Below are 17,937 nucleotides of genomic sequence, written 5' to 3' on the forward strand. Positions count from 1 at the left end.
CCCGGTGAACTGTCGCTCGCCGGGGCGGAGGGAATCACTCCGCCTTGGTGATCTCGTGGTAGATCGGCACGGAGTTCCAGCCGAACTCCACGTTGTCGACCGTGTCGGCGCTGCCGCCGGTCACGTTGGAGTACCACAGCGGGATGGCCGGGAGGTCCTTGAAGAGGATCTCCTGCGCCTTGTTGTAGATCTCACTCGACGCCTCGACGGAGTCCGCCGTCGCGGCCTCGGCGAGCAGCGCGTCGAACTCGGGGTTCGAGTAGTCGCCGTCGTTCGAGCCGGCACCCGTGCCGTAGAGCGGGCCGAGGAAGTTGCCCAGGCCCGGGTAGTCGGCCTGCCAGCCGGTGCGGAAGGCGCCGGTCATCTTGCGGTCGGTGACGTCCTTGCGCAGGTCGGCGAAGAGCGCGTAGGGGTTGCCCTCGGCCTCGATGCCCAGCGTGTTGCGGATGGAGTTCATCGTGGCGTCGACCCAGGCCTGGTGCCCGCCGTCGGTGTTGTAGGCCAGCGTGAAGGTGCCGTCCCACGGGGAGATGGCGTCCGCCTCGGCCCACAGCTCCTTGGCCTTCTCAGGGTCGTACTGGAGGACCTCGTTGCCGGGGATGTCACCCGACCAGCCGTCGATCACCGGTGAGGTGAAGTCCTGCGCCGGCGTGCGGGTGCCCTGGAAGATCGCGTCCGTGATCTCCTCGCGGTTGATCGCGTGGGAGATGGCCTGGCGGCGCAGCTGCCCCTCCTCGCCCGCGAAGTGCTCCAGCTCCGTGTGGATGGTGAAGGACTGGAAGACCGCGGAGGGCTGGTTGATCGCACGGTCACCGAGCTCGTCCTCGAACGAGCCGAAGGCGGAGTCCGGGATGGCGTCGATGACGTCCAGGTTGCCGGCGAGCAGGTCGCTGTAGGCGGCGTCCTGCGTCTCGTAGAACTTCAGCGAGATCCCGCCGTTCTGCGGCGTGCGGTCACCCTGGTAGTCCTCGTTGGGCACGAGGTCGATGCCGACGTTGTGCTCCCAGGCGCCCTCGCCGTCGAGCTTGTAGGGGCCGTTGCCGATCGGGTTCTCACCGAAGGCGTCGGGGTCCTCGAACGCCGCCTCGGGCAGCGGGAAGAACGCCGAGTAGCCCAGCCGCAGCGGGAAGTCCGCCTCCGGCTGCTTGAGCTTGACCGTGAAGGTGGTGTCGTCGACGACCTCGAGACCGGTCAGCTCGGAGTCCTCGTCGTACGAGAAGCCCTCGATCGGCTCGAAGAAGTAGCTCGACAGGTGCCCGTTGCTGAGCAGGGCGCCCTGGTTCCACGCGTCCACGAAGCTCGAGGAGGTCACCGGCGTCCCGTCGGTGAACGTCAGGCCCTCCTTGATCTTGATCGTGTAGGTCTGGCTGTCGTCGGTCTCGATCGACTCGGCGACCCCGTTGTGCACGGCGCCCTCGGCGTCGTAGTACACGAGGCCCTCGAAGACGAGGTCGAGGATCTTGCCGCCGCCCACCTCGTTGGTGTTGGTGGGGATCAGCGGGTTCTGCGGCTCGTTCGAGTTCGCGGTGATGATGCCGCCGCTGGCAGCGCCACCGGTCGCAGCGCCCCCGGTGGCGGTCTCACTGCCGTCACCGGACGAGCCGCACGCTGCGAGCACGAGGGAGCCCGCCAGGATCGAGGCGGCAACGCCCGCCATGCGCTTGGTCTTCAATGTTCCTCCTGATGAGTGAGCGGAACGCTCGCCCGCCGATGGTGCCCGGGTCCAGGCACAGGCCGGACGGCCCTCGTCGGCGAGATTAGGGAACGATATGTCGGCGCCGGAGTCGCACTGAAATCCCTGGCCGGATCGTTACCCGATCGTGACCGCATGGTGAGACTTCCGTCGTCGGGACGGAGCCGTGCCTTACCCCCGCCCGCGACGGTGGAACGCCCACGCCAGGAGGGCGACGGCCACGAGCATCTGCCCGCCGATCGCGAGCCGGTTGACGTCGAGCGCCGGCTGCCACTGCACGTCGCCGCCACGCACGACGTACACGCCCAGCGGCTCCACCCGCACTCCGAGGCCACCGCCGCCGCCCTCGCCCTCGAATCCCCCGCCCGACCCGGAACCGGCAGCCTGGCGCACGGCACCTTCGCTGCCGCCGTCGCGCACGGCACCTTCGCTGCCGCCGTCGTCGCCCGCCTCCTGCTGCGACCCTCCGTACCCCATCCCGGACCCACCCGTCACCTTGGCGACGGGGATGACCGTGGTCTCGCCGCTGACGTAGGCCTCGCCGAACACGCGGCGCACCGTCAGGATGTCCCGGGCCGCCCGGACGACCTCCATGATCTGCTCCGCGGGCGCACTGCCTCGAACGTGCATGATGTCCTCCGGGTCGACGTGGGGCGGGGACTGCGGCGGCGGACGACAAGACGCGCCGGCCGGGTCGGGCCCAGGCTAGCGACACGCCCGGGCCGGCTCGCCCCTTCCGACGGCCGAAGCCGCACGTCGGTGCGGGACAGGGCCGTCGACCCGCCCGGGCACGGGGACGGAGATCTTGCACGCCGCCCCGCCCGCCGCCACGGTGGAGGGGTCCGAGGCGCGTGCGGACCCGCCCCATCAGGTGGTCGTAGGCGTCGCCGCCGGCCGACCGGCCGGCTCCCCGCACCGACGACAGGAGAACCATGCTCACCCTCACCGAGAACGCCCAGGCCGCCGTCCGTGGCCTGACGACCGAGGCCGGCCTGCTCGAGAGCGGCGGTGTCCGCATCGCGCTCACCGAGGACCAGACCCAGCTGGAGATGAGCCTCGTGGCCGAGCCGCTCCCGAGCGACCACGCGGTCGGTGAGGACGACGCAAGGGTCTTCGTCTCCGAGGAGACCTCCCCCGTCCTGTCCGGGCACACGCTCGACGCCGCGCAGACGCCCGAGGGCATCGGCTTCAGCCTGCAGGCTCAGGGCCCCGACGCCTGACCCTCAGGCGAGTCGCAACTTCCTGCACGACTCGTCAACTTCTCCGCGAGTCGTCAACTTCTCCGTGAGACGTCAAGTCCTCCGTGAAACGTCAAGTCCTCCGTGAGAAGTCGCCTTCTCACGGAGAACCGACGGCCCACCGCGAGGCATGACCTCGGGGTGGGCCGTCGGTTCGTCCGGGCGGTTGCGGCACGACCAGGCTGTTGCGCGGCCGCAGGACTCAGCGCGGGACGACGGCGAATCGCCGGTTCACCAGGGAGGGGTTCCGCTCCCGGACGGCCGCCACCTTGTCCGCCGAGACGTCCACGACCGCGACGCCCGGCTCCTCGCCCAGCTCTGCGAGCACGTCCCCGGACGGGTCGACGGCGAGCGAGCGACCCGTCCGGTGCCGCCCGCACTGCCCGCTCGCCAGCACGTAGGACGTGTTCTCGATGGCACGGGCCCGGGCGAGGACCTCCCAGTGAGCGGCCTTGCCCGGGCCGGCCATCCAGGTGGACGGGACCGCGAGAACGTCCGCTCCGGCGTCGACGAGGAATCTCGCCATCTCGGGGAAGCGCAGGTCGTAGCAGGTCATCACACCCACCCGAAGATCACCCACGGGCAGCACGAGCGGCTCCGGCGCGGCCGCGGCGAGGCGGTCGGACTCCCGGTCCCCGAAGGCGTCGTAGAGGTGGACCTTCCGGTACACCCCGGCGAGCGTGCCGTCCGGCGCGAGCGCCACGACGGTGTTGGCGGGACGGTCGGCGGTCGCCTCGGTCATTCCGGCGAGCACGGTCACCGCGTTGGCGCGGGCAGCGCCGGCGAGCGATGCGACGAACGGCCCGTCCAGCGGCTCGGCGGCCTCCCGGATGCGACTGGCCTCCGCGCGGGGCTCCCAGGACATCGTGTACTCGGGCAGCACGACGAGCGCGGCGCCGTCGGCAGCGGCCCGCGCCACCAGGTCCGAGGCGACCTGCAGGTTCGCCGTCTTGTCCGTCGTCGCCGCGAGCTGGGCGATGGCCATACGCATATCTCGACGGTAGCGGGAACGGGCTCGGGTGGCGGTCCACCCCAGCCTGGTTAGCGTTGTCGTCATGGGACCCCTCACCCGCGTCGCCGACGCCACGATCCGCGGCTACCAGCGGTACCTGTCGCCGCGGAAGGGCTGGAACTGCGCCCACCTGGTCGCGCACGGCGGGCGGTCCTGCTCGGCAGAGGTCCGCAGGATCATCGCCGCGCGCGGGGTGCTGGGCGGTGCGGTCCCGACGGCGGTGCGCCTCTTCGCCTGCTACCAGGCGGCGGCGCTGCTCGCGCGGACGGACGTGCAGGGCGTCTGCTGCTGCGGCGGCATCCCCATCCCGTTCCGGTTCTGAGTGCACCCACGGCCGGCGCGCGCCGTTCAGCCGCGGCGCAGCTCGCGGGCGATCGCACCGGTCGCGGACAGACCCCGCAGGGCCGCACGGGGCGACACCAACCCGGAGACGGGTGACAGGATCACGTGCTCGAGGCCTGCCGCCCGGTACTCGCGCAGCCGGTCCGCCGCCTGCTCCACGGTCCCCCACAGGAGCGGTCCGTGCAGCAGCAGCTCCGGCGGCACGAGGTCGACGGCTCGTTCGAGCGTGGCCCGGTCCGCCTGCTCGGGCAGAAACTGGCCGAGTCCGGTGAAGTCGTCCCCGAACGGGTGGCGGGCGCCGGCCGCGCGCCACTCGGCGGCGGACATGACCAGTGCGAGGCTCCGGAGCGCGCGCGTCGCCAGCATGGCCCGCGCCTCGGCCTCGGTGCGGCCGATGACGGTGAACCGGTGCAGCGCCGGCGTGACGGACGACGGGTTCCGTCCCGCCCGTGCGGCAGCGTCACGTACCACCGCGAGATCGGTCGCGTACTGCCCGGGGCTCGTGATCGTCGTCGGGTACCAGCCGTCGCCGTACCGTCCGGCCAGCTCGAGGGACCGGGGACCGTGCGCGGCCACCCACATCAAGGGTGTGCGGCCCGCGGGGGCGCGCAGGTCGACCCGTGCGCCGTCGAGCCGGAAGTAGCGGCCGTCGAAGTCCACGGGACCGGGGGCGTCGGCGTCCAGGCAGAGCCGGATGATCTGCAGCGCCTCCTCGAGCCGGCTGGTGCGCCCCGCGTAGTCCAGGCCGTACGGGGTGATGTTGAGCCGCTCCCCCACGCCGATGCCGAGCACAGGGGGTCTGCGGGTCATGTGGGCCACCGTCAGCAGTGCCTGGGCGATGACGACGGGATGCCGGCGGATCGGGTCCGTGACACCGACACCGAGCTGCATCCTGCCGACCCGGGTGGCGGCCCAGCCCATGACGGCCTGGAAGTCGAGGTGGTCGTGGGGAGTGGGCTTGCGCCTGGCCAGCCAGGTGAGGTCGGCGTCCCAGAGCGCGGAGGGGAAGACGTTCTGGAGGTGGTCGATCACCATCACGGAGTCCAGCCGCATCGCACGGGCGGCCAGCAGGTAGGCGCGGACCGCACCCAGTGGCGGCTGCGTGCCCAGCTGGAGTCCCACCTTCACGCGGCCGTTCATCGGAACCGCTCCCTCCGGAGGGCGATGGCCGGCCAGTCGGGGACGGGACCTGCTGGCGTGGAGAGACGCTCGGGCACGACCCCACCTCCCGGTCCACCAGCGCCGACGCCGGCTCACGGTCCACCGTCGTCCGACGGCGGCCGCCGCACCAGAGACCTAGGTCCCCGCCGGCCGGGGCCGACGGCGCCGTCCGCGCGCAGGCGCGGCGGGCGCGGCGACCTCACCCGTGCGACGAACGGCCGCGGCGTCAGTCGGTCTCGACGTCCTCGAAGCCGATGAGCCAGTGCAGGCCGTGACGGTCGACGACCTGCCCGTCCCGTGCGCCCCAGGGCCTGGCCTGCAGGGCGTCCACGACGTGGCCGCCCTCGGAGAGGCGGGAGAACCACTCGCGCAGCGTCGAGGGGGTGGACGTACCCAGCAGCGAGAGCATCAGGCCCTCGCATCGGAACGACGGCTCGTCACCGGTCGCGTCGGACGCGAAGAGCGTGACCGGGCCGTCCACGAGGTAGCCGTGCGCGACGGCGTCCGGCGGTCCGTCGGTGCGGTTGAACTCCTCCAGGGTATGGAGCTGGACCCCGCAGCCGAAGACGTCTCCGTAGAACGTGAGGACCTCACGGGCAGTCCCGGGCAGGTGCAGGTACGGCGTCGGCGCAGTCACGAGGAGCGACGCTAGGGGCAACCGGGCGTGCGCGCGACAGGGCCGAGCCGGCCGCGCTCCCGATGGCAGGCGGTCACCGGGCCGGGGTCACACGTTGAAGCGGAACTCCACCACGTCGCCGTCGCGCATGACGTAGTCCTTGCCCTCGATGCGCACCTTGCCGTGCGCGCGAGCCTCGGCCACCGAGCCGAGCTCGACGAGGTCGTCGAAGGAGATGACCTCCGCCTTGATGAAGCCGCGCTCGAAGTCGGTGTGGATGACGCCGGCCGCCTGCGGCGCCGTCCAGCCCTGGTGGATCGTCCACGCGCGGGCCTCCTTCGGACCGGCGGTGAGGTAGGTCTGCAGCCCGAGGGTGTGGAAACCGACGCGGGCGAGCTGGTCCAGCCCGGCCTCCTCCTGCCCGGACTCCGCGAGCATCTCCGCGGCCTCGTCCGGCTCGAGCTCGACGAGCTCGGACTCGAACTTGGCGTCGAGGAAGATGGCGTCGGCGGGGGCGACGAGCTCGCGCAGCTCGTCCTGCATGGCCTTGTCCGCGAGCCCGGCGTCGTCGGTGTTGAAGACGTAGATGAACGGCTTGGCCGTCATGAGCTGGAACGTGGCCAGGATCTCGGGGTCGAGGCCGGCCTTCTGCGCACCGGCGGAGAGCAGCGTGCCCTCCTCGAGGAGCGCCATCGCGCCCTTCGCGGTCTCGAGGACCTCCGCGTCGGTCTTCTTCCCGCGAACCTCCTTCTCCAGCCGCGGGATCGCCTTCTCAAGGGTCTGGAGGTCGGCGAGGATCAGCTCGGTCGAGATGGTCTCGATGTCGTCCTTCGGGTCGACCTTCCCCTCGACATGGACGACGTCGCCGTCCTGGAAGACGCGGGTGACCTGGCAGATGGCGTCCGCCTCACGGATGTTCGCGAGGAACTGGTTGCCCAGCCCCTCCCCCTCGGAGGCGCCCTTGACGATGCCGGCGATGTCGACGAACGAGACGGTGGCGGGGACGAGCCGCTCGGAGCCGAAGATCTCCGCGAGCTTCCCCAGGCGCGGGTCGGGCAGGGGGACGACGCCGATGTTCGGCTCGATCGTCGCGAACGGGTAGTTCGCCGCGAGCACCGTCGCCCGCGTCAGGGCGTTGAACAGGGTCGACTTGCCGACATTGGGGAGTCCGGCGATACCGATAGTGAGGGCCACGTGGGTCGAGTCTACGTGCCCCGCCGACCGCCGGCGCCCGGCGGCGGGCGCGCGCGAGGGACGACGGCGCGGCGTGGGAACGCCGTGTCAGTGGCTGCTGGCATCGTTCCCGGCATGGAGATGACCACCGTTGTGCTGCTCGTGCTGACTCTCGCCGTCGGGGCGGCGCTCGGCTATGCCGTGGCCGTCGCGCGGGGGGCGGCGCTGCGCGGTGACGGCGCCACGGCCGCGGAGGTCGGAGAGCTCCGGGCCCGGGCGGCGGCCGCCCAGGCGCGCGCCGACCGGCTCACGGAGGAGGTCGAGCAGCTGCACGAGCGCGCCCGGCAGGACCAGGACGTCCTGCGGGCCCTGGCGCCGGTGCAGTCGGCCCTGGCCCAGGTGGGCGAGCACGTCGCGCTGCTCGAGCGCGAACGCACCGAGCAGTTCACCGTGCTCACCGAGCAGCTCCACCACGCCCGGCGCACGGACGCCGAGCTCCAGCGCACGACGGCGCAGCTGGAGTCGGCGCTCCGGTCCACCTCGGCCCGTGGCCAGTGGGGGGAGGTCGAGCTGCGTCGGGTCCTGGAGGCGTCGGGGATGCTGCGGCACGTCGACTTCACCGAGCAGCGCGCGCTGGGCACGGCCGGGTCACCGGGCAGGTCCCGCGGCGGGGGCGGCCGGCCCGACGTCGTCGTGCACCTGCCCGGGGAGAAGTACCTGGCGATCGACGCCAAGGTCCCGATGGACGCCTACCTCGAGGCGAGCGCGCTCGGCGAGCGCCCGACGGGGGAGGACGCGGAACGACGCGAGCGCCTGCTCGCCGCCCACGCCCGCGCGCTGCGCGGGCACGTCGACGCGCTGGTGAAGCGCGCGTACCACGAGCACCTGCCGGGCTCGCCCGAGCTCGTCGTCATGTTCGTCCCCTCGGAGGGGCTGCTGGCCGCCGCCCTGGAGGCGGACCCCACGCTGCTCGAGCACGCCCTGCGCCAGGGCGTCGCCCCCACGTCGCCCTCCTCGCTCCTGGCTCTCCTGCGCACGGTCGCCTCCGTGTGGTCCGCCGAGAAGGTGAGCGCCGAGGCCAAGGAGCTGCTGGAGCTGGGCCGCACCCTGTACGACCGCCTCGGCGTCGTCGCGTCGCACCTCGGGGGCCTGGGACGCTCGCTGCGCTCGAGCGTGCAGCACTACAACAAGGCGGTGGCCTCGATCGAGCAGCGCCTGCTCGTCACCGCCCGCGACCTCGAGTCGATCGGCGGACGTGACCTGGATGTGGAACCGATCTCCGCGGACGACGCGCAGGTGCGCACGTTCACGGCACCGGAGCTCGTGACGGACGACGACGCCGGCAGCACGATGCTCGCCGGCCGCGCCGGGTAGGGGCGGACCCCACGGCGGGCTGCTCTGCGGGTCCCTGGGCGGAGGGGCCTGCCTGTTATCGAGAGCCCCACGCTCGCTCCGGACCGCGCCGTGCCCGCGCGGTCCGGTGCGGGGACAGCGACTCAGGCCCGCGGGGCGGCGGGTGCGGCGGCGTTGCGCGCGCGACGGGCGCGGTGCGGGCGGTCGGGCTGCTCGCCTGCGGCCTTCAGGTCACCGCGCAGGTTCTTCGGCAGCGAGAACATGATGTCCTCGGTCGCCGTGCGGACCTCTTCCAGCCCGCTGTAGCCGAGCGACCGGAGACGGTCGATCACGTCACGCACGAGGATCTCAGGGACGGACGCCCCGGAGGTCAGTCCGACGGTGGTGGCGCCCTCCAGCCAGGCCGGGTCGATCTCGTCGGCCTTGTCCACCCGGTACGCAGAGCCGGCGCCCGCCTCGAGCGCCACCTCCACGAGCCGGACAGAGTTGGAGGAGTTCGCGGAGCCGACGACGATGACGACGTCGGCGTCCGGCGCGAGCTTCTTCACCGCGACCTGACGGTTCTGGGTGGCGTAGCAGATGTCGTCGCTGGGCGGGTCCTGCAGATGGGGGAAGCGCTCGCGGAGCAGCTTCACGGTCTCCATCGTCTCGTCGACCGAGAGGGTGGTCTGGGAGAGCCAGATGACCTTCTCCGGGTCGCGGACCTGCACCTGGTCGACCTCGTGCGGGCCGTTGACCACCTGGATGTGGTCGGGCGCCTCCCCCTGGGTGCCCTCGACCTCCTCGTGGCCCTCGTGGCCGATGAGGAGGATGTCGAGGTCCTCGTTGGCGAAGCGGACGGCCTCCTTGTGGACCTTCGTCACCAGCGGGCAGGTGGCGTCGATGGTGGCGAGGTTGCGGGCGGCGGCCTGCGCGTGCACGGCCGGCGAGACGCCGTGGGCGGAGAACACGACGCGGGCCCCCTCGGGCACCTCGTCGGTCTCCTCGACGAAGATCGCGCCACGCTGGGAGAGCGTCTCGACGACGAACTTGTTGTGGACGATCTCCTTGCGCACGTAGACCGGCGCACCGTAGAGCTCCAGCGCCTTCTCGACGGCGTCGACGGCGCGGTCGACGCCGGCGCAGTAGCCGCGCGGAGCCGCGAGCAGGATGCGCTTGCCGTCGGGCGCCGGGATGCTCTCGACCGTGCCGGGGAACGCGGAGGCGCCGGCGAGGGAGCTGACCCTCGGGGCGGATCCGGAGGACGCGGATGAAGTCGTGGGCGTGGTCACCCGGCCAGGGTACGTGGGAAGCCTCGGGCGGGGCCATCGTGGTGTCCGAAAGCACAGGCGGTGGGCCGGTGTCACGGGCGGGTGCGACCATGGGCCCATGAACCGGAACCTGCTCGAGCCCGACCCCGTCCTGCTCCCTCAGGACCACCCCGACGTGGCCGCGCGCGCGGCGCTGGAGGCCGGCGAGGACCTTCGCGCGGTCGCCGCCCGGCACCCGGCCGCGAGCCTCGCGTGGGCGCGGCTGGCCCGTCAGTCGCTGGAGGCCGGCGACGCGGTCGCGGCCTACGCCTTCGCCCGCACCGGGTACCACCGGGGGCTGGACGCCCTGCGGCGCGCCGGGTGGCGCGGCGCCGGACCGGTTCCCGCCGCGCACCTGCCCAACCAGGGGTTCCTCCTCTCGGTCCTCGCCCTGGCCGACGCCGCCGCGGCGATCGGCGAGGAGGAGGAGCACGCCCGCTGCATGCAGCTCCTCGCCGACTCCGACCCGCGGGCCGTCGAGGTGCTCGGGGGACGGTGACGCCCGTGGGCACCGTGACGTCCGACCACCACACGCCCGCCCCGCGCCGTCTCGCCGCGCGGGCGCTGGAGACGACGGCGGAGAACCCGTGGCCGGTCCGCCTCCTCTCCTCCAAGATCACCGAGTACGTCAGCAAGATGGCGCCGCTCTGGGTCGAGGGCCAGGTGGTTCAGCTCAACCGGCGTCCCGGCGCGAATCTTGCCTTCCTGACGCTGCGGGACACGGACGCCGACATGTCCCTGCCCGTCAGCGTGCACGCACGCGTGCTGGCGGCCGTCGAGGCGCCGCTGCAGGAGGGCTCGCACGTGGTGGTCCACGCCAAGCCCGTCTTCTGGCCCAAGCGGGGCACCCTGCAGCTCCAGGCCGACGCGCTGCGCCCGGTGGGGGTCGGCGAGCTGCTCGCGCGCATCGAGCACCTCAAGCGCGTGCTGGCCGCCGAGGGGCTGTTCGACGCCGATCGCAAGGTCCCGCTGCCGTTCCTGCCGGCCACCGTGGGGCTCATCTGCGGGCGGGAGTCGAAGGCGGAGCATGACGTCGTGGTCAACGCACGGACCCGCTGGCCGTCCGTCCGTTTCGAGATCCGCGAGGTGGCCGTCCAGGGCTCCCGGGCCGTCGCCGAGGTGTGCCAGGCGCTCGCCGAGCTCGACGCCGACCCGGCCGTCGAGGTGATCGTGGTCGCCAGGGGCGGTGGCGCCGTCGAGGATCTGCTGCCCTTCTCCAACGAGTCCCTCGTCCGCGCGGCCGCCGCGTGCCGCACCCCGCTCGTCTCCGCGATCGGGCACGAGACGGACGCCCCGCTGCTGGACCTCGTCGCCGACTACCGGGCGTCCACCCCCACCGACGCCGCCAAGCACGTCGTCCCGGACGTCGCCGAGGAGCGGCGCGGGCTCACGCACGCCCGTCAGCGCATCCGGCACGCCGTCCGCGCCCGGCTGCACGGGGAGCAGCAGGGTCTCGCCGCGCTGCGCTCCCGGCCGGTGATGGCGGACCCGCACGCCGTGGTCGAGCGACGCGAGGAGGAGGTCCGCCACGCCCGCACCGCCGCCACCCGGGCCTTCGCCTGGCGCACCGACCGGGCGGCCGGGGAGCTCGGTGGGCTCGTCGGCAGCCTGCGGGCGCTCTCCCCCGCCGCGACCCTCGCCCGTGGGTACGCCGTCCTGCGCACTCACGACGGCGAGGTCGTGCGCGACCCGGACCAGGTGGAGCCCGGCGACCAGCTGGAGGCGCTGCTGGCACGTGGCCGGCTCGTCCTCGAGGTCGGCTACGGCGACGAGGCGGACGAGTAGCGCGCAGCCCCGCGGCGGTCCGGGGCGCGTGCGGCCACCCACGACCATCCCGCGTCCGGCGACCCACGACCATCCCGCGTCCGGCGACCCACGACCATCCCGCGTCCGGCGACCCACGACCATCCCGCGTCCGGCGACCCACGACCATCCCGCGTCCGGCGACACACGACCATCCCGCGTCCGGCGACCCACGACCATCCCGCGTCCGGCGACACACGACCCGGCCTCGTCCGCCGACGGCGGACGAGGCCGGGTCTGCGGGAGTCGGCGGCCGATGAAAGACTGTCGGCCGTGAGCCAGAACGTGTCCGAGCTGCCCGACGTGTCCACCCTGAGCTACGAGCAGGCCAGGGACGAGCTGATCGAGGTGGTGCGCCGTCTCGAGGCGGGCTCGACCTCCCTGGAGGACGCTCTCGCGCTGTGGGAGCGCGGGGAGGCGCTCGCCGCACGGTGCCAGTCCTGGCTCGACAACGCCCGCGCACGCCTGGACGCCGCCCACGGCGCGTCGGACGGGCGCCCGCAGCCCGCAGGAAGCCCCAGCAAGGACCCGGCGCCGGAGCGCGAGGCCGCGCTCGACGACGCGGCAGCCGCCCTGCCCGAGGAGGAGACCCGATGAGCGACGTGCACAGCACCCCGGACCCGGAGGGGGCGACGCCGCCCGCGCGTGCGGGCAACGCACCCGGTGGCGACGGCAGCCCGACGGAGCGCTCGGCCAAGGCACCGGCGGAGCGCGACCCGTTCCGGCCCGAGGGCGACCCCGAGCTCTCCCAGGGCCCGAAGGCACCCACCACGGCCGCGTACGGCCCCGGTGCACCGGCCGGCCTGCCGCACGACGACGCGACCGGCTTCGCCCTCGTGGTCGGCGAGGCCCTGGTGGACATCGTCGAGCGGCCCGGGGACGAGCCCTCCGCGCACCCCGGTGGCTCCCCCGCCAACGTGGCGGTCGGCCTCTCCCGGCTCGGGCGCGACGTGGAGCTCGTCTCCTGGTTCGGCACCGACGCGCACGGGGCGCTGCTGCGTTCGCACCTCGAGCTCGAGGAGGTGCGTCTCTCGGCCGCCTCGGCACGGGCCTCGCGCACCTCGACCGCGCGGGCCCGCCTCGACGGGTCGGGCGCCGCCACGTACGTCTTCGACCTCGAGTGGGCACCGCCGGAGCCGGACCCGGCCCTCGAGCCGCTCGTGCTCCACACCGGGTCGATCGCCGCCGTGCTGGAACCGGGGGCGCGCACGGTCGCGGAGACCGTCGCCCGCCACCGCGCGCGGGCGACCATCAGCTACGACCCCAACATCCGCCCCGATCTCATGCCGGACCGGGACGCCACGCGCGCGGCGGTCGAGCAACTGGTGAGCCAGTCGGACGTGGTCAAGGCGTCGGACGAGGACCTGGCCTGGCTGTACCCGCAGGAGGACCCGTTCGCCGTGGCCCGACGGTGGCTCGCGAGCGGACCCGCCGTCGTCGCCGTCACGCGGGGGGCGGACGGCGCCTGGGCCGTCACCGCCGCGGGTGACGAGCTCGTCTCCGCCCCGCACCCGGCCGACGTCGTCGACACCGTCGGGGCCGGTGACTCCTTCACCGCGGGCCTGCTCGACGGCCTGTGGGCCGCCGGGCTGCTCGGCGGTGACCGGCGCGGCGCGCTGCGCGCGGTCGACCCCGCGACGGTCCAGCGGGTCCTCGACCACGCGGCCCGGATCGCCGCGATCACGGTGTCCCGGGCGGGCGCGAACCCGCCCACCCGCGCGGAGCTCACGGCCGGCTGACACGTCGCGGGACCGCCCGCCGGTCGACGCGCAGGAAGATCCCCCGCCGGGTTGCCCGGCGGGGGATCTCTCGTCCGGTCACGCCTTGGCGGGAGCCCCCTCCCGCTCCGCCCGGCGCTTGGCCCGCTCGAGGGCACGCCGGCGCTGCTCCCTGGCGTCCTCCTCGAGCTTGGCGGCGCGTTCCTCGTCGCGGGTGAGGTTGTCGCCGCTCTCGGGGTCGAACAGGTGGATCTTCGCGGGGTCGATCCACAGCTGCGCGGTGTCGCCGTCGCGGATGGGGCTCATGGCGTCGAGCGCCACGACCAGCTGGGAGCGCATCCCCTCGCCCTCGAGCTCACGGTCGAGCTCGTCGAGCTGCTTGCGCACGCTCTCGTCCAGCTCGTAGGGGATGTAGGCGTACAGCACCTCGCCGAGCCACTCGGTGACGTCGACGTTGGCGTCGAAGACCACACCGGCCCCGCGCCGGTCGCCGGTGATGAGGTCGGCGTCCTCGAAGTCGTCGGGGCGGATGCCGACGATGACGGTCTTGCGGTTGCCGACAGCCTTGCGCAGCCGGTCGTCCAGCGGCACGTCCGCGATCGGCAGCCGCAGGACGTCGCCCTCGACCGCGCCGGCCAGGAAGTTCATCGGCGGCGACCCGATGAAGCCGGCCACGAAGAGGTTCACCGGCTGGTCGTACAGCCCGCGTGGGCTGGCCACCTGCTGCAGGATCCCGCGCCGCAGCACCGCCACCCGGTCGCCGAGCGTCATGGCCTCCGTCTGGTCGTGCGTGACGTAGACCGTGGTGATGCCGAGGTTGCGCTGCAGCCGGGCGATCTCGGTGCGCATCTGCCCGCGCAGCTTCGCGTCGAGGTTGGACAGCGGCTCGTCGAAGAGGAACGCGCGGGCCTCCCGCACGATCGCCCGCCCCATCGCGACGCGCTGGCGCTGGCCGCCGGAGAGGTTCGCGGGCTTGCGGTCGAGGTGCTCGTCGAGCTCGAGCAGGCTCGACGCGTGCCGCACCCGCCGGTCGACCTCCTCCGAGGAGAACTGCCCCTTCTGCAGGCGCAGCGGGAAGGCGATGTTCTCGTACACCGTCAGGTGCGGGTACAGGGCGTAGTTCTGGAACACCATCGCCAGGTCCCGGTCGCGCGGCGCCTTGTCGTTGACCACCTCGTCCCCGATGCGCAGCTCGCCGGAGGTGATGTCCTCGAGACCGACGATCATCCGCAGCAAGGTGGACTTCCCGCAGCCGGAGGGGCCGACCAGGATGACGAACTCGCCGTCCTCGATGTCGAGGGAGACGTCGTTGACGGCCGGGAACCCGTCGCCGTACTGCTTGACGATGTTCTCCATCGTGATGGATGCCATTTGAGGTTCTCCTCCTTGCGGCAGGGCCGGTCAGCCCTTCACCGCTCCCTGGGTGAGTCCGGAAACGATCTGGCGCTGGAACAGCACGACGAGCACGACCACCGGGATCGTCACGATGATCGACGCCGCGGAGATCGCTCCCACGGGGAGCTCGAAGTACGAGGCGCCGGTGAAGAAGGCCAGCGCCGCCGGCACCGGGCGGGCCGCGCTGGTCGAGGTGAGCGAGATGCCGTAGACGAAGTCGTTCCAGGCGATGAAGAACGCGATCAGCGCGGTGGTAAACACCCCGGGTGCGGCGAGCGGCACGATGGCCTTGCGGAACGCCTGCCACGGCGTCGCCCCGTCCACCTGCGCCGCCTGCTCGAGCTCCCACGGGATCTGGCGGAAGAACGCCGCCAGGGTCCAGATGGAGATGGGGAGCGTCAGCGACAGGTACGGGATGATCAGGCCCGGCCAGGTGTCGTACAGGCCGATGTTGCGCCAGAGGTTGAACAGCGGCGTCACGATCGAGATCACGGGGAAGATCGACACGCCCAGCGCCGTCGTCAGGATGAGCTTCTTGCCCCGGAAGTCCAGGCGGGCGATGCCGTAGGCGGCCAGCGTCGCCAGCACCACCGCGATCGCGGTCGCGATGAGCGAGATCCCGATCGAGTTCCGCAGCGCCGGGAGGAACAGGTCCCGCGCCCCACCCTCGGCCGTGAGGATCTGCTGGTAGTTCTCCCAGGAGACCTTGGGAGGCAGGAACGTCCCCGAACGGATGTCGCTCGTGGACTTCAGCGACGTCATGAAGATGGACAGCACCGGGAAGAGCGCGTACACGAAGACGAGCACCGCGATAACCGCCCAGCCCAGCTTCTGACGTCCGGTCAGCCGGCCCATGTCACTCCCCCCTCGCGCTCGTGAGATCGACCTTGAACAGCTTGATCGCCGCGAAGCAGATGAGGATCACGCACAGGAACAGCAGCACCGAGACCGCCGACCCGAGCCCGATCTCCAGCCGCCCGATCGACGTCCGGTAGGCCAGCAGGGACAGCACCTCGGTGCCGTTGGCCCCGTTGGTCATGATGAAGACGTTGTCGAAGATGCGGAACGCGTCCAGGGCCCGGAAGAGCACCGCCACCATGATCGCGGCCTTCATGTTGGGCAGGATCACCCGCCACAGCACCTGCCAGGGAGTGGCGCCGTCGACCTTGGCCGCCTCCTCCATGTCTCCCGGCACCTGCGCGAGGCCGGCGAGGAGCAGCAGCGAGATGAACGGCGTGGTCTTCCACACCTCGGAGGCGATGATGACGAACAGCGACGTTCCCTGGCTCGCGAACCAGTTGAGGTTCTCGCTGATGCCGGGCACCCAGTCGAACCAGTGGTTGACGTAGCCCGAGGTGATGTCGAACGCGTAGAACCAGGCGAACGCCGAGACGACAGTGATGATGCCGTAGGGCACGAGGATCGCCGTCCGAAGCGCTCCGCGCAGCCCGCGGATGGCCCGGTGCATGACCATCGCCAGGGCGAAGCCGAGCACGAGCTCGATGACCACGGTGATGATCGTGATGAGGACCGTGACCCAGAGGTCCCGCCAGAAGATCGGGTCGACGAGCACCACGCCGTAGTTCGACAGGCCGATGAACTGCCTCTCCTCCGGCGCCGTGAGGCGGTAGCGGAAGAGCGAGTCGTACATCGCCTGCAGGATCGGGTAGAGCGTCACGGCGAGCATCACCACGAACGCCGGGCCGGCGAGCCACCATCCCAGCCGTGCCTCCTGCCGGGCGCGGTCGCTCCTGCGCGCCCGGGCCCGCCCGGGCGCCGCGCGTTCCTCGGCCACCGGCGGGGTCACTGACGTGGTCATAGCAGCCTCTCCCCTCGCAGGACAGCGGTGATGAACTGGGTCGACTCCTCCGGCGTGGTGTCGGGGTTGACGGAGGCCGGCGGGAACCACTTCTCCTGGAGCCCGGACGTGACCTCGTTGTAGAACGGCGTCTGGGGCCGGGGAACGGCCTTGTCGAGGGACTCACGGATGACGTCGTACATCGGGTAGGCCTCCTGGACCTTGGGGTCCTCGTAGGCCTGGGACGCCGCGGCCGGGTTGCCGTCGGAGACGAAGTACTCCGCCTGGTGCTCCGGGGTCACGATGCACTCGGCCGCCTGGTAGGCGAGGTCCGGGTGGTCGCTGAACGCGCCGACACCGATGTTGATGCCGCCGTACGGCGGAGTCACCTCGCCGCCCTCCGCGGTCAGCGGGTACGTGGTCCAGCCGAAGTCGTCGAGCACGGCCTTGTCGACGGAACCGTCCTCCACCGCGGTCACCGTGGAGGACCACACGAACGGCCAGTTGACCATGAAGGAGCCGTCCTCCCCCTGGAAGATGGTGAGCGACGTGGGCTCGTCCTCCGTGGGCAGCCCCGGCCCACCGACCCCCGAGTTGCCGATCTCGCCGATGATCTGGGCGGCCTGCCGGCCCGCCTCGCTCTCCAGGCCGAGCTTGATGTCCTGCGCCGGCGCCTCCGGGTTGGTGATGATCTGCCCTCCCGCGGAGGACACGAGCGCGTTGATCCACACCGTCAGCGACTCGTCCTTCTGGCCCTGCACGGCCAGCAGCTTGTCCTGGCTCTGGGCCGCGTCGATGAGCTGCTGCCACGTCACGGGCTTGCTCATGTCGAGCCCCGCCGCCTCGGCCACCGACTTGCGGTACCAGAGCAGCTGGGTGTTGGCCCAGAACGGGACCGTGACGAGCTCGCCGTTCCACGACGCACCGTCGATCGCGCCCTGGACGACACCCTCGGTGGTCTTCTTCGCGACGTCGTCGGGCATCGGGGCGAGGAACCCCGGCTCGGCCAGCTCGGGGATGAACGGCGGGTCGAGGCTCATGAGGTCGATCGACGAGTCCTTCGCCGCCAGTCGTCGGGCGAGCTGCTCACGCTGGGACGACGCGTCCCGGGGCAGCAGCACCGTCTCGATCTTGTACGCCCCGTTCGCCTGCTCGGTGCAGGTCTGCGCGAGTCTCGCCTGCCCGCCGGCGTCAGGGTTGATGTACCAGGTGAGCGTCGGCGGCCCCGCCTCCGCGGCGCACGCCGACACCCCGGCAGCCAGCGCCGCGGCCATGAGCACGGCCACCCGTCTGCGTCGTCGCACGGTGCCTCCCTCGGCTGTCGTTCCTGCTCACAGGTAACCGCC

At 72.2% G+C, this 17,937-nt stretch carries 18 protein-coding genes; 7 read left to right on the forward strand and 11 right to left on the reverse strand.

All coding sequences use genetic code 11. The features are described from left to right. Positions 1-34 precede the first annotated feature (34 nt). A complete protein-coding gene (locus ATJ97_RS06140; RefSeq protein ID WP_098485271.1) occupies positions 35-1,657 on the reverse strand; it encodes a peptide ABC transporter substrate-binding protein in 1,623 nt (540 codons plus the stop codon). Positions 1,658-1,864: 207 nt separating this feature from the next. After that, positions 1,865-2,323: a hypothetical protein gene (locus tag ATJ97_RS06145; RefSeq protein ID WP_143426885.1), complete on the reverse strand. Its 459-nt coding sequence runs from the start codon at positions 2,321-2,323 to the stop codon at positions 1,865-1,867. 302 nt (positions 2,324-2,625) lie between these two features. Here ATJ97_RS06145 and ATJ97_RS06150 point away from each other — a divergent pair, with 302 nt between their 5' ends. After that, positions 2,626-2,913 carry a hypothetical protein gene (locus tag ATJ97_RS06150; protein WP_098482981.1) on the forward strand — a complete coding sequence of 96 codons (288 nt, stop codon included), beginning with the start codon at positions 2,626-2,628 and terminating at the stop codon, positions 2,911-2,913. Between the two features lie 220 nt (positions 2,914-3,133). Here the strand turns inward: ATJ97_RS06150 and ATJ97_RS06155 are convergent, their stop codons facing one another. Then, positions 3,134-3,922: a carbon-nitrogen hydrolase family protein gene (locus ATJ97_RS06155; protein ID WP_098482982.1), complete on the reverse strand. Its 789-nt coding sequence runs from the start codon at positions 3,920-3,922 to the stop codon at positions 3,134-3,136. Between the two features lie 64 nt (positions 3,923-3,986). Between ATJ97_RS06155 and yidD the strand changes: the two genes are divergently transcribed. Beyond that, positions 3,987-4,265 (forward strand): membrane protein insertion efficiency factor YidD, encoded by a 279-nt coding sequence (gene yidD, locus ATJ97_RS06160; RefSeq protein WP_098482983.1) that lies wholly within the window; start codon positions 3,987-3,989, stop codon positions 4,263-4,265. A 26-nt stretch (positions 4,266-4,291) separates the two neighbouring features. Here yidD and ATJ97_RS06165 read toward each other — a convergent pair whose 3' ends face one another. From ATJ97_RS06165 to ychF, 3 genes are all read right to left on the reverse strand, one after another. Next, entirely contained in the window at positions 4,292-5,425 is a 1,134-nt protein-coding gene (locus ATJ97_RS06165; RefSeq protein WP_098482984.1) for an LLM class flavin-dependent oxidoreductase, read from the reverse strand. Between the two features lie 247 nt (positions 5,426-5,672). Further along, a complete protein-coding gene (locus tag ATJ97_RS06170; protein WP_098482985.1) occupies positions 5,673-6,083 on the reverse strand; it encodes a VOC family protein in 411 nt (136 codons plus the stop codon). 87 nt (positions 6,084-6,170) lie between these two features. Further along, a complete protein-coding gene (ychF, locus tag ATJ97_RS06175) occupies positions 6,171-7,256 on the reverse strand; it encodes a redox-regulated ATPase YchF (RefSeq protein WP_098482986.1) in 1,086 nt (361 codons plus the stop codon). Between the two features lie 114 nt (positions 7,257-7,370). Between ychF and ATJ97_RS06180 the strand changes: the two genes are divergently transcribed. After that, entirely contained in the window at positions 7,371-8,609 is a 1,239-nt protein-coding gene (locus tag ATJ97_RS06180) for a DNA recombination protein RmuC (protein WP_098482987.1), read from the forward strand. Positions 8,610-8,731: 122 nt separating this feature from the next. Here the strand turns inward: ATJ97_RS06180 and ATJ97_RS06185 are convergent, their stop codons facing one another. Then, a complete protein-coding gene (locus tag ATJ97_RS06185) occupies positions 8,732-9,763 on the reverse strand; it encodes a 4-hydroxy-3-methylbut-2-enyl diphosphate reductase (protein ID WP_098485272.1) in 1,032 nt (343 codons plus the stop codon). A gap of 193 nt (positions 9,764-9,956) precedes the next feature. On the opposite strand from ATJ97_RS06185, the gene ATJ97_RS06190 reads away from it, so the two are divergent. From ATJ97_RS06190 to ATJ97_RS06205, 4 genes are all read left to right on the forward strand, one after another. Further along, positions 9,957-10,376 (forward strand): DUF3151 domain-containing protein, encoded by a 420-nt coding sequence (locus tag ATJ97_RS06190; protein ID WP_098482988.1) that lies wholly within the window; start codon positions 9,957-9,959, stop codon positions 10,374-10,376. 14 nt (positions 10,377-10,390) lie between these two features. Further along, entirely contained in the window at positions 10,391-11,662 is a 1,272-nt protein-coding gene (xseA, locus tag ATJ97_RS06195) for an exodeoxyribonuclease VII large subunit (protein WP_245862821.1), read from the forward strand. Between the two features lie 282 nt (positions 11,663-11,944). Further along, positions 11,945-12,277: an exodeoxyribonuclease VII small subunit gene (locus ATJ97_RS06200; protein ID WP_483866843.1), complete on the forward strand. Its 333-nt coding sequence runs from the start codon at positions 11,945-11,947 to the stop codon at positions 12,275-12,277. Beyond that, entirely contained in the window at positions 12,274-13,419 is a 1,146-nt protein-coding gene (locus ATJ97_RS06205) for a carbohydrate kinase family protein (RefSeq protein ID WP_098482991.1), read from the forward strand. The genes ATJ97_RS06200 and ATJ97_RS06205 overlap by 4 nt, the downstream gene beginning before the upstream one ends. A 78-nt stretch (positions 13,420-13,497) precedes the next feature. On the opposite strand, the gene ATJ97_RS06210 is transcribed toward ATJ97_RS06205, so the two are convergent. From ATJ97_RS06210 to ATJ97_RS06225, 4 genes are read right to left on the reverse strand one after another with little or no spacing between them, the layout of a single operon-like run. Then, positions 13,498-14,769 (reverse strand): ABC transporter ATP-binding protein, encoded by a 1,272-nt coding sequence (locus ATJ97_RS06210; RefSeq protein ID WP_098482992.1) that lies wholly within the window; start codon positions 14,767-14,769, stop codon positions 13,498-13,500. 30 nt (positions 14,770-14,799) lie between these two features. Beyond that, positions 14,800-15,648 (reverse strand): carbohydrate ABC transporter permease, encoded by an 849-nt coding sequence (locus tag ATJ97_RS06215; RefSeq protein WP_098482993.1) that lies wholly within the window; start codon positions 15,646-15,648, stop codon positions 14,800-14,802. Position 15,649: 1 nt separating this feature from the next. After that, positions 15,650-16,612, reverse strand: coding sequence for a carbohydrate ABC transporter permease (locus ATJ97_RS06220; protein ID WP_098482994.1), 963 nt, complete (start codon positions 16,610-16,612; stop codon positions 15,650-15,652). Then, on the reverse strand, positions 16,609-17,865 hold the full coding sequence (locus tag ATJ97_RS06225) for an extracellular solute-binding protein (protein ID WP_098485273.1): 1,257 nt from the start codon (positions 17,863-17,865) through the stop codon (positions 16,609-16,611). Before ATJ97_RS06225 ends, ATJ97_RS06220 begins: the two co-directional genes overlap by 4 nt. Positions 17,866-17,937: the final 72 nt, after the last annotated feature.

The sequence above is a fragment of the Georgenia soli genome, assembly GCF_002563695.1.
Lineage (GTDB): Bacteria > Actinomycetota > Actinomycetes > Actinomycetales > Actinomycetaceae > Georgenia > Georgenia soli.

What these genes read in the sequence shown, in the direction of transcription:
- ATJ97_RS06145 (WP_143426885.1), bottom strand. Translation starts at nt 2,323, where the DNA reads ATGCACGTTCGAGGCAGTGCGCCCGCGGAGCAGATCATGGAGGTCGTC.
- ATJ97_RS06180 (WP_098482987.1), top strand. Translation starts at nt 7,371, where the DNA reads ATGGAGATGACCACCGTTGTGCTGCTCGTGCTGACTCTCGCCGTCGGG.
- ATJ97_RS06220 (WP_098482994.1), bottom strand. Translation starts at nt 16,612, where the DNA reads ATGACCACGTCAGTGACCCCGCCGGTGGCCGAGGAACGCGCGGCGCCC.
- ATJ97_RS06225 (WP_098485273.1), bottom strand. Translation starts at nt 17,865, where the DNA reads ATGGCCGCGGCGCTGGCTGCCGGGGTGTCGGCGTGCGCCGCGGAGGCG.
- ATJ97_RS06155 (WP_098482982.1), bottom strand. Translation starts at nt 3,922, where the DNA reads ATGCGTATGGCCATCGCCCAGCTCGCGGCGACGACGGACAAGACGGCG.
- ATJ97_RS06190 (WP_098482988.1), top strand. Translation starts at nt 9,957, where the DNA reads ATGAACCGGAACCTGCTCGAGCCCGACCCCGTCCTGCTCCCTCAGGAC.
- ATJ97_RS06210 (WP_098482992.1), bottom strand. Translation starts at nt 14,769, where the DNA reads ATGGCATCCATCACGATGGAGAACATCGTCAAGCAGTACGGCGACGGG.
- ATJ97_RS06165 (WP_098482984.1), bottom strand. Translation starts at nt 5,425, where the DNA reads ATGAACGGCCGCGTGAAGGTGGGACTCCAGCTGGGCACGCAGCCGCCA.
- ATJ97_RS06215 (WP_098482993.1), bottom strand. Translation starts at nt 15,648, where the DNA reads ATGGGCCGGCTGACCGGACGTCAGAAGCTGGGCTGGGCGGTTATCGCG.
- yidD (WP_098482983.1), top strand. Translation starts at nt 3,987, where the DNA reads ATGGGACCCCTCACCCGCGTCGCCGACGCCACGATCCGCGGCTACCAG.
- ATJ97_RS06150 (WP_098482981.1), top strand. Translation starts at nt 2,626, where the DNA reads ATGCTCACCCTCACCGAGAACGCCCAGGCCGCCGTCCGTGGCCTGACG.
- ATJ97_RS06205 (WP_098482991.1), top strand. Translation starts at nt 12,274, where the DNA reads ATGAGCGACGTGCACAGCACCCCGGACCCGGAGGGGGCGACGCCGCCC.
- ATJ97_RS06140 (WP_098485271.1), bottom strand. Translation starts at nt 1,657, where the DNA reads ATGGCGGGCGTTGCCGCCTCGATCCTGGCGGGCTCCCTCGTGCTCGCA.